This window comes from Pseudomonas sp. URIL14HWK12:I6 (assembly GCF_000514195.1).
GTDB lineage: Bacteria > Pseudomonadota > Gammaproteobacteria > Pseudomonadales > Pseudomonadaceae > Aquipseudomonas > Aquipseudomonas putida_A.
In genome coordinates this window covers 203,594-217,740 of record NZ_AZVL01000005.1, presented here as the reverse complement: position 1 = coordinate 217,740, position 14,147 = coordinate 203,594, and the positions used below count along the sequence as shown (strand labels likewise).

Annotated in this window: 12 protein-coding genes; 7 read left to right on the top strand and 5 right to left on the bottom strand. The window is 54.6% G+C overall.

Translation table 11 applies throughout. The features are described 5' to 3' along the window. Positions 1–281: 281 nt before the first annotated feature. Positions 282–2,177, bottom strand: coding sequence for a sigma-54-dependent Fis family transcriptional regulator (locus tag H043_RS0111045; RefSeq protein ID WP_027611910.1), 1,896 nt, complete (start codon positions 2,175–2,177; stop codon positions 282–284). 244 nt (positions 2,178–2,421) lie between these two features. Between H043_RS0111045 and H043_RS0111040 the strand changes: the two genes are divergently transcribed. Then, entirely contained in the window at positions 2,422–4,245 is a 1,824-nt protein-coding gene (locus tag H043_RS0111040; RefSeq protein WP_027611909.1) for an NAD(P)/FAD-dependent oxidoreductase, read from the top strand. Between the two features lie 304 nt (positions 4,246–4,549). On the opposite strand, the gene H043_RS0111035 is transcribed toward H043_RS0111040, so the two are convergent. Both H043_RS0111035 and trxA read right to left on the bottom strand, forming a co-directional pair. After that, positions 4,550–4,873 (bottom strand): hypothetical protein, encoded by a 324-nt coding sequence (locus H043_RS0111035; protein ID WP_027611908.1) that lies wholly within the window; start codon positions 4,871–4,873, stop codon positions 4,550–4,552. A gap of 198 nt (positions 4,874–5,071) precedes the next feature. Beyond that, the gene (gene trxA / locus H043_RS0111030) at positions 5,072–5,401 is read right to left on the bottom strand and encodes a thioredoxin TrxA (RefSeq protein ID WP_027611907.1); all 330 of its coding nucleotides are present in this window, start codon (positions 5,399–5,401) and stop codon (positions 5,072–5,074) included. Between the two features lie 1,079 nt (positions 5,402–6,480). On the opposite strand from trxA, the gene H043_RS0111025 reads away from it, so the two are divergent. The 6 genes from H043_RS0111025 (at position 6,481) to mug (ending at position 11,961) form a co-directional block, all read left to right on the top strand. After that, positions 6,481–7,545, top strand: coding sequence for an ABC transporter ATP-binding protein (locus tag H043_RS0111025; protein ID WP_256214183.1), 1,065 nt, complete (start codon positions 6,481–6,483; stop codon positions 7,543–7,545). Then, entirely contained in the window at positions 7,542–8,171 is a 630-nt protein-coding gene (locus tag H043_RS0111020; protein WP_027611905.1) for an ABC transporter permease, read from the top strand. Before H043_RS0111025 ends, H043_RS0111020 begins: the two co-directional genes overlap by 4 nt. Next, a complete protein-coding gene (locus tag H043_RS0111015) occupies positions 8,171–8,854 on the top strand; it encodes an ABC transporter permease (RefSeq protein ID WP_027611904.1) in 684 nt (227 codons plus the stop codon). Before H043_RS0111020 ends, H043_RS0111015 begins: the two co-directional genes overlap by 1 nt. A 48-nt stretch (positions 8,855–8,902) precedes the next feature. Continuing rightward, the gene (locus H043_RS0111010) at positions 8,903–9,814 is read left to right on the top strand and encodes an ABC transporter substrate-binding protein (RefSeq protein ID WP_049827862.1); all 912 of its coding nucleotides are present in this window, start codon (positions 8,903–8,905) and stop codon (positions 9,812–9,814) included. A gap of 50 nt (positions 9,815–9,864) precedes the next feature. Then, complete coding sequence (locus tag H043_RS0111005; protein ID WP_027611902.1) at positions 9,865–11,205, top strand: LLM class flavin-dependent oxidoreductase; 1,341 nt, start codon at positions 9,865–9,867, stop codon at positions 11,203–11,205. A 234-nt stretch (positions 11,206–11,439) separates the two neighbouring features. Then, positions 11,440–11,961 carry a G/U mismatch-specific DNA glycosylase gene (gene mug / locus H043_RS0111000; RefSeq protein WP_027611901.1) on the top strand — a complete coding sequence of 174 codons (522 nt, stop codon included), beginning with the start codon at positions 11,440–11,442 and terminating at the stop codon, positions 11,959–11,961. Between the two features lie 37 nt (positions 11,962–11,998). On the opposite strand, the gene H043_RS0110995 is transcribed toward mug, so the two are convergent. After that, on the bottom strand, positions 11,999–13,084 hold the full coding sequence (locus tag H043_RS0110995) for a DUF3800 domain-containing protein (RefSeq protein WP_049827861.1): 1,086 nt from the start codon (positions 13,082–13,084) through the stop codon (positions 11,999–12,001). 212 nt (positions 13,085–13,296) lie between these two features. Then, positions 13,297–13,917 (bottom strand): TetR/AcrR family transcriptional regulator, encoded by a 621-nt coding sequence (locus H043_RS29100; protein WP_049827860.1) that lies wholly within the window; start codon positions 13,915–13,917, stop codon positions 13,297–13,299. Positions 13,918–14,147 lie beyond the last annotated feature (230 nt).

Genomic DNA, 14,147 nt, shown 5'->3' with positions numbered 1-14,147 from the left:
CCATTGTGAGTGATCAGCGAGCGCTTTTTTAGAGTAGCAATGCCCGGCTTGTTCACATCCGCCATTGAGACCTTCGAACCACGTTGTTCATAGGCTAAGTCGGGCGCATCACGAGAACAGGTACTGCAAGAGCTGCAGAATGATGGGTCGTTGAGGTGTCACACGGAGCTGTCATCGAATCGTGCACGAACCCAAGATTGCTTGTCGCATTAGCGCCCTCTCCTGCTCTACCTCTGTTGCCTCTGTGCAGGTCCACAGAGGCAGGACGGGCAACGAGGGCATCATTCAGGTCGTGAAATACCATGATGGCGCAATTTTCTATAGAGTGTATTTCGGCTGATCCCTAGGCGAGCGGCCACATGGGCGATATGCCAATGTTCCGCCTCGATCAACGTCAACAGCGTTTGCCGCTCGGATTCGCCCAACGGATTTTCGGTCAGCGCGGCCAGCGCTGGCGTTGCCGGCAGCAACTCTGCCAAGTCGTCCAGAGTGACGCGCCCTTCCAGCGCCAACGCTACCAGTGTGCGCAGACACGTACGCAACTGCCGAACATTGCCCGGCCAAGGCTGCGCCAGCAAGCGCTCTCTGACGCCCGCCTCCAGCCGAATTCTGGCCCCTGCTGTCTCTTCGCGCAGCAGAAGGTCGAGCAAACGACCCTTGTCTGAACGCTCACGCAGCGGTGGCAGCTGCACGGCGAACCCCGCAATGCGATAAAACAGGTCTTCGCGAAAGCGCCCATCGGCCACACAGGCGTGCAGATCCTGGTGACTGGCACTGATGAGACGAACGTCGAGCGGACGTGCCGTCGCACTGCCTAGCGGCACCACCTGACGCTCCTCCAATACGCGCAGCAGGCGAGTCTGCAAAGCCAGTGGCATATCGGCGATCTCATCAAGAAAGAGTATGCCGCCGTGGGCCTGTTCCAGCTTACCGATCATTCCGTCCTTGCGCGCACCAGTGAAGCTGCCGCCGCGATAGCCGAACAGCTCGCTCTCGATCAGCGTTTCTGGAATGGCCGCGCAATTGATCGCCACAAACGGCTTGCTGACTCTGGAGCTGGCGCGATGCAGTGCCGCAGCAAAGGCTTCTTTGCCGGTACCGGTTTCGCCCTGTAAAAACACCGGCACATCACGCTCCAACACACGCAATGCGCGAGCAAAGCCGCGTTGCAGGCGCGGGTCTTCCAGACACACGTGCACGTCGTTAATTTTGGGGATTGCAGGAGCGACTAAAGGCACCTGGCGTAGGGGGGCTCGCAACTGTCCGTAGAACTGGCGGCCGTCCACCAGCCGCATTGGCCAGCAGACACTCGGCTGTGAGCTGGCCTGACTCATCACCTGATCGAGAGGTGCTTCCAAAAGCATCGTCAGAGATTGCCCAATCACTTGGTCACGGCTGAGGCCCAACAGATCCAGGGCAGCATGATTGACTGAACAGATACAGGCGCTCTCGTCAAAACTGAGCAGACCCTCGCCCAGCAGCCCAACGAAGCCGGCCTCCGGGTGGAAGCGCAGCAAGTACCGCTGCGGATCATGCCCCAGGAAATAACAGCTCTCGATCAAATTGGCTGTCAGATTGGTCAACGCCATGGCTTTGAAGTGCTGCTGAAGACTTTGTTCCTCTCGCACAGAAGAGAGGTTAAGAACGGCCAGCAAATCTCCGCCCGCATCAAATATCGGGCTGGCCGAACAGGTTAAGCCGGCGTGTTTGCCACGGAAATGCTCACCACGACGGATGGTGATGTGCTGTCGCTCGACCAGGCAGGTGCCGACACCGTTGGTGCCCTCGCAGTCCTCACTCCAAACCGAGCCGAGCCACAGCCCGGAACGCTGAAATTCGGCTCGTTCAGACTCGTTAAACACACTGTCGACCGCCACACCGCGAGCATCGGTGAGTAGCACCACGTGGCCATCACATCCGAGTTGTTGGTGCAAGTTATTCATCTGCCAATGCGCCACAGCGATGATGTGTTCCAGTGGCGCGCGGTGATCCTGCAAACGTGGATGCTCAACCACGTTCGGTGCGCGGCGACTGGCAGGATCGAGCTGATACTGATCCAAGCACCGGCGCCAAGATCGTGTGATGGCCCGGTCAGCAATAGGACCGTGGTTGGCGAGAGTACCCTGCACGGCTTGAAGCACCTGTTGTGCATGGGCGTTGATCAAGGCCGGTTTCATTGTTCTTGTTCTCCGTTACGGTTAGGACACGGGTCTGTTCGCAGCTTATATGAAAAGATCGAAACGAGCGCTTTTTGCACCAAGTGACACTCTGTCATCCCCCATTTCCAAATTCGTGACAGAGATCCCAGTCCAGGCCTGAGCAATACTGCAACAGCCGCTCTGCAATAGGGCTTTCGCGAAGATGGCCCGGGCCTTGCTCTGGGGCAAGTTGTTACAAAAACAACAAGATCGGAGAAGCCCCATGAACATCGCTGTCGAAACACATCTGCACACGCCTACTGCTCAGCTCGCGGCTTGGGTCGAAAACCTCGGCGAGCGCCTCGCCCTATGTGATTTGGACGGCGCACTGGAACTGTTTGCCGAAGAGTGTCACTGGCGTGACCTGCTACTTTTCAGCTGGAACCTGGTGACCCTGGAAGGCAAGCCTGCCATCCGGGACATGCTCGAAACACGCCTCGACCAGACTCGTCCTGAGCGATGGATACTGGAAGGTGAGGCGACGCTCAATAACGGCGTGCTCGAAGGCTGGATCAGCCTTGAAACCGGTGCGGCGCGAGGTAAAGGCTACGTGCGTCTGAAGGAAGGCCTGTGCTGGACACTGCTGACGACCATGCGCGAGCTCAAGGGCTTCGAAGAACCCAGCGGTCGCCGTCGTCCGATGGGTGCTAGCCATGGTCACGCTCACGCCGACAAACGCAACTGGCTGGAACGCCGTCGCGATGAAGAAGCTTCGCTAGGCATCACCACTCAACCTTACTGCCTGATCGTGGGCGGCGGCCAGGGTGGGCTGGGGCTCGCGGCGCGGCTTAAGCGAATGGGGGTACCCACCCTGATCGTCGACAAGGCTGAACGTCCTGGCGATCAGTGGCGCGGTCGCTACAAATCGCTGTGCCTGCACGACCCGGTCTGGTACGACCATATGCCTTACCTGCCCTTCCCCGATCACTGGCCAGTCTTCACCCCCAAAGACCAGATCGGCGACTGGCTGGAAATGTACAGCAAAGTCATGGAGCTCAATTATTGGCCACGTACAGAATGCGTGAGCACCAGCTTTGACGAGCAAAGTGGCACTTGGGCGGTTAAAGTGCAGCGTGATGGCGAGCGTGTAACGTTACAGCCTACCCAGTTGATCCTCGCCACCGGCATGTCTGGAGTACCCAACGTTCCTCGTTATCCGGGTGCCGAGGTTTTCAATGGCCAGCAACATCATTCCAGCCGCCATCCCGGCGGAGATGCCTGGCGTGGCAAGCGCGCGGTGGTCATCGGTGCGAACAATTCGGCTCACGACATCTGTGCCGACCTTGTGGAGAACGGCGCGGAGGTGACCATGGTGCAACGCTCCAGCACCCACATCGTGCGTTCCGACAGTTTGATGGATCTCGTCTTCGGCGGGCTCTACTCAGAAGACGCCCTGGAGTCGGGGTTGACCACGGACAAGGCGGACATGCTGTTCGCCTCGATCCCCTACAAGGTGATGCCAAGCTTTCATCAACCCATCTTTGACGCGATCAAGGAGCGTGACAAGGACTTCTACGAGCGCCTGGCCAAGGCCGGCTTCATGCTCGATTTCGGTGACGACGAGTCAGGCCTCTTCATGAAGTATGTACGCCGTGGCTCTGGTTACTACATCGACGTCGGCGCCTCCGAACTGATCGCTAATGGCACGATCAAGCTCAAGAGTGCACCTGGCTTGGGTGTCGAACGCATCGAAGCCGATGCCGTCGTACTCAACGATGGCAGCCGACTACCGGCCGATCTGATCGTCTACGCCACGGGCTATGGCTCAATGAATGGCTGGGCGGCGAAGCTCATTTCCCAGGAAGTCGCTGACAAGGTCGGCCGCTGCTGGGGTATAGGTTCTGGAACCACGAATGATCCGGGCCCGTACGAGGGCGAGTTGCGGAACATGTGGAAGCCCACGCAGCAGGACAACCTCTGGTTCCACGGTGGCAACCTGCATCAGTCACGGCACTACTCGCTGTATCTGGCGTTGCAGTTAAAGGCGCGCTTTGAAGGTATCGACACATCCGTCTATGGCCTTGCCGCGAGCCACCACAAGGGCTGAATCAAAGGTCGCCCAGCCTTGGCTGGGCGACCCTCCTCGATGTCCCGAAAGCCGTCTATGGATAGACGATTCAAAGTGACAGGAGCTCATGATCTGCCTTTTCACAGACATGGAGCCACTCTCGGGCAAGCTCACGTTGATCGCGTGCAATCGGAGACTAGCGGCCGTCCTTTGAGAGAGTGATCGCCCTGATCGGGTAGAACCTGGAATATTGGAGCAAGCTCTCGATGACTCACTGCTGTGTGTAGTGGCGATGCAAGTAAATTAACGACAGGTACAAAGCCACGACAATACTTTTTGAAGCTTAAGGCTTTTCATGGATCTTGGCGTTGGATGAAGCTTTTGAAGCAGCAGCATTCGCGGGATTGTTTGCATTACTGCCAAACTCGGTGACGATATTTCTTAGCTCAAGCTCGGGCGTATGTCGGGCATCGATGTCAGGGGGGCTATAAGTGACCACAGAACAATAGACCTTCTGCATGCCTTGCCTAGCATCGGGTACAGCGACAACCAGTACCATCAACGCGATGATCAGCGCTGCGGCGGCTCGGATGAATATCGGGACGCTTCTTAAGAGATGGAGACTGTTATTCTCTTCTCCATCACCAGCGCGTTCGTTGTCGATCATTGCGCCCTCCAACAGCATCAATCATGACCACTGGACAGCACGCGTACGAGATAATTTGTGTTCGGCACGCTTTTTACTTTGGGTGCACATTGCGTACTGAATTGTTGAGATACACTCTCTCCCGCGTCTAACAACTAGCTTAAACGCACGTCAGTGGCACAGCCCCGAATCGCATTCAGGGCTGTAAGCCAAACAGCATCACAGGTTCGCGTCGATAAAGGCAGCCAGTTGCGATTTTGAGATCGTTCCGACCTTCGTCGCTGCCACTTCACCGTTCTTGAACAGCATCAAGGTCGGAATGCCCCGTACCCCGTGTTTCTCTGCAACTTCTCTATTCGCGTCTACGTCAATCTTCGTCACCAGTACTTTACCGTCGTAACTGTCGGCAATTTCATCAAGCACGGGTGCTATCATTTTGCACGGCCCGCACCAATCTGCGTTGTAATCGACTAATACCAGCCCACTTGCCTTTAACACATCAGCTTCAAAGCTTGCGGTCGTGACATGTTTGATCTTTTCATTGCTCATTTCAGAACTCCTCGACTTTTCATTAATTTGCTGTCTGCTCAAAGTCCAACGCTGCGCTGCTGATCGCCTCGATCACCTTCTTGGTTAATCAGAATTTCTGCTAAACCGCACTTGTTCAAACCTGTTACCCAGTCATGGCGCTTACCGTTGCATCGTTTGTCACCGCCATAAACGCGCGGCGATGAATCGAACACGCGAGAGATGTCCTCATCGAGGTGACCGTACACCTCCGGCACACCGCAACTGCAGCATGCCATAGGATCTACGAATCATCTCCTGCTCCAGGCGCCAGACCTTTGATACGCGTGTGACAGTATTTAATTTCAATCTACTCTCGTATAGATGACGCAATCAATCTAAATGTCAAAATTTTCTCGGAGCGTCGACGTATGGTGGCCGTGGGAGCTACCTCTTCACTCGACCATGCGAAATCAGTGCAGCTGGCCATCGAATGCCTCTATCGCGGCGGTCTCCACCGTTTTGCCGTTGATCACTCACCGCCGCAAGCCTTCCGATTTGGTGGAGGCTCATCTACGCGCAAGGACATGTCCTGGTGGCTTGTTCGCAACGATGGGGAGTGAAGAGTGCAATGGCTGTCGACGTTTACGAGAGTGTAATCAGGTAGAAAAATCCTCGGCCTGGTACGCCCCACCCAACGGAATGCTCTGTTCAAATACACCCATTGTCAGTGCTAGATCAGGCGTTTTTTGGCGCTACGCTGAAATCTTGATCACGGCGGTGAGCGCTAAATAGCCGGACTAAGAGGCGGACTTTTTTGGAGTCAAAGTATCACTCAAAGTGATTAGTTCTTTTGGGTATAAGCGTAGCTGAACATGTTCTTACTAGGAATTAGTGGGCATGCTAATTTGCCCCACGTTGCGTTGCGGATTAGCTGGTATATCTGTGCCGCAGTGTTCTAAAAATTGATCTTCAGTTGCTTCTCCATCCGAGCGAGAGACTACTCCGCCAACAGAATTCTAACTAAAGCCTTTTGGCTGGCATGCTAAATGGGCAATGCTTCAAGCCTTGAACTGCCTCTCGACCAGTATGGTATTTGAACAATGGTACGATTTGAGAACGTGACTAAACATCACGCAGGCAAAAGCGCGCCTGCTGTCAGCAGTTTGAATCTTCTGGTCCAGGAAGGTGAATTGTGCGTGTTCGTAGGCCCAAGTGGCTGTGGAAAATCCACCATTCTTCGAATGATCAACCGATTGGACACGCAGGACAACGGTCGGATCAGCATCAACGGTGTGGATACGCAAGAGACCGATGTCGTAACCCTTCGCCGTCATGTTGGTTTCATGATGCAAAAAGCGGCGCTTTTTCCGCATAAAACCGTAGAGCAAAATATCAGTGCTGTCCCTCGGTTGCTCAAGTGGGACAGCCGCCGAATACAGGCGCGAGTCGCTGAGCTGATGTCCCTTGTTGACCTACCAGCAGAGTTATTGACTCGTTATCCGAATCAGCTTTCGGGTGGGCAACAAAGCCGAGTTGCTCTAGCCAGGGCGCTGGCGTCCGACCCTCCGATCATCCTGATGGATGAACCCTTTGGAGCGCTCGATCCGCTGACCCGAGTACATCTGCAAGATGAGCTCATCTCACTCCAGAAGCGACTGCGAAAAACCATCATTCTGGTGACTCATGATATGGAAGAAGCAATCAAGCTGGGTGACAGAATTGCCGTGTTTGAAGATCAAGGAAAGCTAGTCCAGTTCGATTCGCCCGAAAACATCCTGGCCCGTCCAGAGAATGATTTCGTACGACAGTTTGTCGGCAACGATCCGTCGCTCAAACGGTTGGCGCTGATGAAAGTCTCAGAGCTCAACATGCTTGAGGACAATCAGGCGATGGAAATCACGCCGGGTGGCGCCACCCTCTATGGCCACGGTGAGACGGCATTCAAACTGGTGATCAACCACAATTGCGAGCCCGTTCGTTGGATCAGCGAAACCGAAGTGCCCCCTCCTAAGCTGACCGTGGTTAGTGGAACGCATTCGCTGCAGACCGCCCTCCTTGAAATCCTGAATTCGCCTTCTGGTGTCGCTGTCCAGGTCGATGACCACGGCAGGTTCAAACGCTGCATCTCCACGGCCCAACTGCACGCGGCACTGCAGCAAAATCACAAGGACTGCACTCAATGATTGATGGAGCATGGGTGTACGAAAATGGATGGCAGATTTTTATGCTGCTTATTGACCATCTCCAGCTCGTGGGGCTTTCTCTTTTAATTGGAGCCCTGGCTGCTGCCCTGATGGTCTTGCTGGTTTTGTGCCAGCCCACCCTCTCCCGCCCGTTGACCTATCTGGGCGGTGTGCTGTTCACCGTGCCGTCGCTGGCCTTGTTCATTCTGCTGATGCCATTGACCGGGCTTTCTAAAACAACCTCGGTCATCGGGTTAAGCGCTTATTCGCTGCTCATCATTTTGCAGAACACGCTGGCCGGATTCGACAACGCCCCGGCTGAGATTTTGGAAGAGGCGCGGGCGCTGGGTTATACGCGCTTTCAACGATTTGTTTCGGTTGAGCTGCCGTTGGCCATGCCAACCATTGTCGCGGGTCTGAGAACGACCGCGGTCACGTTGATCGGCTTGGTCACGGTCACCGCGGTCATCGGTCAAGGCGGTCTTGGACAGTTGTTTGTCACGGGCCTGACGCTGGATTTCTCCACACCCGTCATCGTCAGTTTGGTGCTGACCGTTGCGCTTGCGCTGTTTTTCGATTTCGCGTTCTACATCGCAGAAAAACTTCTTTTCCCGTGGGAGCGATAATGGACGCCATTGATGAGGTGTTGGTGTGGTTTGGCAATCCCGTCAATTGGCTGGGCACTGACGGGATATTCATCCGCCTGACCGAACACTTTTACTTTGTGGGACTGAGTTTTGCGCTCGCCGTAGCTGTGGCGTTTCCTCTCGGCGTGCTGATTGCCAAGCAAAAATCGGCGGCACAAATCGCGATGGCAGTGTTTAACGTGGGACGTGCGTTGCCCGCACTGGGCGTGATCATTCTGGCGATCATGGTCATCGGTTATGACTCCAGCACGGTCATCCTGGCACTCACGCTAACCAGCATCCCCCCTATCTTGACGAACACGATCGTCGGTATCGCTCAGGTTGACTCCGCGTTAACAAGCGCTGCCGCAGCCATGGGTATGCAGCGATGGCAAACAATCTGGCAGCTTGAGCTGCCGATGGCGTTCCCCACGATATTTGCAGGCCTTCGTACTGCCTTGGTTCAGTTGGTCGCTACAGCAACCATCGCCGCCTATGCAGGGTTTGGAGGACTGGGCCGCTTTTTGATTGACGGCCTCGGTCGTAACGACACGACGCAAATTATTGCAGGCGCACTGGTGGTTTCGACCGTTGCAATCACCTGCGAATGGTTAGGTTCCCATGTCGAGCAAGTCGTCAGGAGACGGCTAAGACCCGGGGAAAACCTAAAACAACTGGCCTGATCGCCGCCCTTGAATCAGCGTAATCCATTCATCACCACGGAGTAGGAAATGGTCACTCATACCAGTGTGTATCGTAAACGTTGGGCGCGGACTGCCCTCCCCCTCATGCTGAGTCTCGGCACGCTCTTCGTGGGCGCGGCGGCCAATGCCGCCTCCATCACTGTTGGCGGTGCAAACTTTTCCGAACAGTCTGTCCTTGCGAACATCTATGCCTCGGCGCTTCGTAAAGAAGGCATCGAGGCAAGCACTCGCCTGAATCTGGGTAATCGACAGATCATTTCCAAAGCCCTGGAAAACGGTGACGTGGATGTGGTGCCTGAATACATCGGTGCGCTTCTGAGCTTCTACGACAGTAAGAGTGCATTTACGGACCAGAAAGTCATCCTCGATGCGTTAAGCACAACGCTGCCGAAGGATCTTGAGCTGCTTGAGTCTTCGTCTGCCGGTTCGATAACCGCGTGGGCCGTCACGAAAAAGACCGCAGAAAAATACAGCCTGTCGACCTTGTCTGACCTCGCCAAAGTGTCCGATCAATTCGTGTTGGGCGGCCCGCCTGAAGTCGCCACCTCCGCCTTGGGTGCGCCAGGGTTGAAGGCGGTTTACGGAATCAACTTCAAATCGATCAAATCCCTTGATGTGGGTGGGCCACTCTCTCGGCTTGCCTTGAACTCCGGCACCGTTGACGTAACCACGGTTGTGTCCACGCAAGGCGTATTGGCGAAAGAAGGATGGGTCGTACTCAAGGACGACAAGCACCAGCAGCCACTGCAAAACATCACGCCGCTGATTCGAAAAGCGGTGGTCACTCCGGATATCACCCGGGTGCTCAACAAAGTATCCGCTGCGCTGAATGACGATGAGTTGAAGGAGTTGAATCGTCTGGTCGAAATTGATCACAAGGACCCAGCGAAAGTGGCCGATCAGTGGGTGACAGAGCATGTGCCTGCCTCTGCAGGCTAAGCCTGTCAGCTCCCCGAATCGCATAACAACTCAGCCAGCAGGAGACCGCGATGTCGCGAAACAACATGTCACTCAGCCTTTTTTTCTTTAACCCGCAAGGGGACTACCGCTTCTCGTGGCGCCACCCCGAGGCGCCTACGCGGGAAATATTCGGGCTGCCTTTTTACGTCAAGCTTGTCCAACAGGCGGAAGCGGCGAAATTCGATGCTGTGTTTATTGCCGATCATGTGGCGGTCTGGGATTCGGCTGCCAGCGGTTTGAAGCACTACGCTAACGCACGCCTGGAGCCAATAACCCTCATCTCGGCATTGGCTGCCGTCACCCAGTCCATTGGGCTGATGGCCACTGCATCCACGTCCTACAATGAACCCTTCAACTTGGCCCGTTATTTCGCATCCCTGGACCACCTCAGCAACGGGCGCGTCGCTTGGAATATCGTTACGTCCTGGCTGGAAGAAGAAGCAGCAAACTACGGCGCAACGGGCGTGGCGAAGCACAGTGACCGTTATGCCCGAGCCACGGAGTTCATCACGGTGGTCAAGCGTCTCTGGGACTCGTGGGAAGATGATGCTTTGCTTTTTGACAAGGCCACGGGCGCTTTCGCAGACCCTGCAAAAATACACACGTTGAACCACGTCGGAGAGGACTTTAACGTTCGCGGGCCGTTAAACGTTCCCCGCTCTCCTCAAGGCTATCCCGTGCTTGCCCAAGCAGGGTCCTCTGAGTCCGGAAAAAATCTCGCCGCTGCACACGCCGATTTTCATTTCTGCTTGCTCAAAACCGTGGAAGAAGGACTTGCCTACCGAGCTGACTTCAACCGGCGACTAGCCTCCAATGGCCGTCTTCCTTCCGACTTTAAAATCATCGCCGGGGTGCTACCGGTCGTGCTCGTTGATGAAACCGAAGCCGAACGTCGCCAGGCATTGGTCGACAGCCTGATCATTGATGAATTGGCGATTGATCTTGTGTCGAGTTACACCCGAATTGATCTGAGCGGGCTGTCGCCGGATGAACCATTGCCGCCGTTGCCTGATAGCGCCGACTTCGATGGCATTCGAACTGAGCTGGAACTGATTAAGCAATACGACTCGACGCTGACCATACGAGAACTCGGACGCCGCCTGGTCAACAGTTCGAACACCTGGCTGGTGATTGGGTCTGCCGAGCACGTCGCCGAGCGGCTATCGGAGCTCTACGAGGCCGGAGCGGTCGACGGCTACAACCTGATGTTCCCACTGTTGCCAAACGACTTCGACCGATTCACAGAGAGCGTTGTGCCTTTGTTGCAAGCTCGAGGCGTGTTTCGTACAGAGTATGAGCCAGGGACGCTCAGGGATCGATTGGGGTTGAAAAGGCCACCGAACAGCTTTTTGACACAGACTCTTAGTTAGAAGAGCTTTAGTTGCAGTTCGACCTCTGTAATAGGTGTAGCCAACCGGAAAATTTGCGTCTTCTCATGGACGTAAGGCGCCCTCTTCCCATTCAATGACGCCGATTGGACGGGGGCTCACGGGAAAGAGGTCGCTTATGGACAACCGGTGCGGTAATCGGCGAATTGAAGGGGCTCCCTTGCTCCCGCACTGCCATCGAACGCAAACAGCTCAAACCACTGAAAGGCTCCCAATATGAACAACGCGAACACCGGCTTACCCGATCTGTTAGTACCAGGACTGGCCGTTGTTTTCTGCGGGTTGAATCCAGGATTGGAGTCGGCGCTTGAGCAGAAGCCATTCTTCAATCGTAGCAATCGATTCTGGCGAACATTGTTTCTATCAGGATTCACTGCAGAGGAGATCGATCCCGCTGACTACGTTCGTATTCTGCAGTTCGGTTGCGGCATGACGACGGCAGTGCAAAGAGCGACGCCATCGGCTCAAGACGTGAGCGCTGATGAATACCGCCGAGCAGCACAGACTCTGGAAGCTAAGATTGTGCAATGCAGCCCCAAATACATCGCGTTCCTGGGTAAATCGGCTTACGCGGCCATCACGGAGCAGCGCAATATCGCGTGGGGTCTACAGCCTGACTTTTTTGGTGGTGCTCGGGTCTGGGTGCTGCCCAACCCGAGCGGCCGAAACCGTTCTTTTACATTGGATCATCTAGTAGAGGCCTATCAGTTACTTCGCGTTGCTGCTCTGGAAAACTAGCGCCCATCGCTGAGCACCTAGGCAGCCGAAAACCTGCCTAGGCATTTCGAACATCCGAAGTGGCCACGACCTGGTTGATGCCATATCCCGTCCGGCCATCAGATGCGTCGATTAAATTTTCAACGGCCAACGCGAGATCTGCATGTAGCGCTTGCGGGCCGTCTCTGAAATAGCGCATCACTGCTCCTGCAACGACATCCGCTACCTGCAAGCCTATGCCTTCATGCGATTGAGCAAAGGCGAATGTCGCCTTCTCTTTGAACGCGAAATTGGAGCGTGGTGTGTAAGGCCGCTCGCCATGGTGATCGATTTGTTCTGCAGCCAACTTGCTCGATTGCAGGATCTCGTCGATCTCCAGTTGCTGATCATGGACGATGTGGATCCCTTGGAGTTTTTGTCCGAAATACAGGTTCAGCCGCGCGTAAATGTTGGTGAACGACGTCAAATTGGGAAGCATCCAAACACGCTTGCTTCGTTTGTTGAGGTCTGGTGACGGTAAAAACCGAAGGTAGGCATTCGAATCTGTTGTCTTCAGCGCCAATAGCTCTGAGCGGGCTTCCGTTACCGTCATGCACAACCCTTGGGCCATGTCTCGACTGCTCGAATTGTTACGGAGACTTCTACCCAGTTCCTCGAGCTGGTCGAAGGATCGCATGACTAGCGCTTCTGAAGGGTTAAGACATGCCTCTACAAATGTATCGAGGATTTCATTAGTGACCACAGCGTTCAAAAAATCCGCCAGGGCGTTTCTGAGGAAAGCCAACGGTGGGCCCTCCGCGAATCCCATGCACGGCGCAAGCAGATGAAAGCCTGTGATATGCACACAAATAAAATATCGCTTGTCCACGACCTCCACGAAGATCGGGGCCGCAATGGACTGAAGGTAATCGATCACCTGAGCGACAAAAATGGGCTTGCTGTTGAGCGATTTTGACTTCAATTCGCCGGCTGGGATTCTGTGCTGCTTACGCAATTCGCAGATACGTGTTGCCACAGTCTCTTCATCACACAACCCTACTGCCGCCAACGAGAAAAAAGGCTGGCCTTTGAAATCAAACCCTTCGCCGCTGTTGACCGCATCTCCACTGTGGCCACTTTCATCCAAGTAGAACGTCATGGACATGAGCATCCCTCCTCATATTGGCAAACCGACAGCTTAGGACAAGGCGACGTCCCTTACGCAATCCGAAAAACATTGCACAAGGGAACGCAGGTATTTTCAATCATCAATACTGATGTAATTGACATGGCACACGTTGGCTCGACGCCAAATCCAGGATCAGTCTGTCGATGCCTTTTCAGCCTAGAAGAACAAGGGCCTCCATTCTCCAGCTGCTACTCAACCATTTCCTCTGTGTTTCTTGCCGGAAACTTTGCCTGTACCTCGCTAGAAAGCGTCGCCAGGTGTTTTTTGGCCACGTCCAAAACCTGAAGCGAAAATCCTGGTTCGTCGATGATTCGTGACATGGTGACAGCTCCGATCATCGACGACAGGGTGAAGGTTGCATTGTCTCTTGCCGTGACCCCGCCTTCTGGGTGAATTCGTGTAGCAATTACGTCGATTAGCTCCTGAAACCCCTGTGAGACTGCCCGGCGTGTGTCCATATCTGCACGTGCTAACTCGCTGCCGATCGCCACCAGCGGACATCCTCCAGGACAGTCCTCGTGGTATTCATCTAGCAAGAAATTTTCCAGGTGCTCTAAAAAAGCCTCGTTTCCTCCCTCGATCGCAGCCTCAGCAGAATCAACAATCGCGTTCATGCTCGCTGTACATGCTTCAGTGACCAGCTCCTCTTTGGAGGAGAAATGCCTGTAAAACCCACCGTGTGTTAGCCCCACCCTCGCCATGATCTCTGAAACCCTTGTCGCGTGAATCCCATTGCATTTGAAGGCTTCCGCTGCGACTTCGATGATCCGTCTGCGCGTTTTGGCCGTCTCTGATTTTGACTTCTTCATTCACTTCATCCTCCTGGCCTCGGGTCGCGGCTAATCGCTTCGGCGTAATCCGCGTAGGAGGTCTGTATCAATGTATTAGATGATGACTATTTCCTAAATTAACTATAGTGTCAATCAATCATCTATATCATGCCCCCCGTGCTCCGACCAAAGGAGCATCACACGAAAAAAAAGAAAATCTGGGAAGAGGCTGCTTGACAGTTTAGATGATCAGACTTAACTTAAAACTA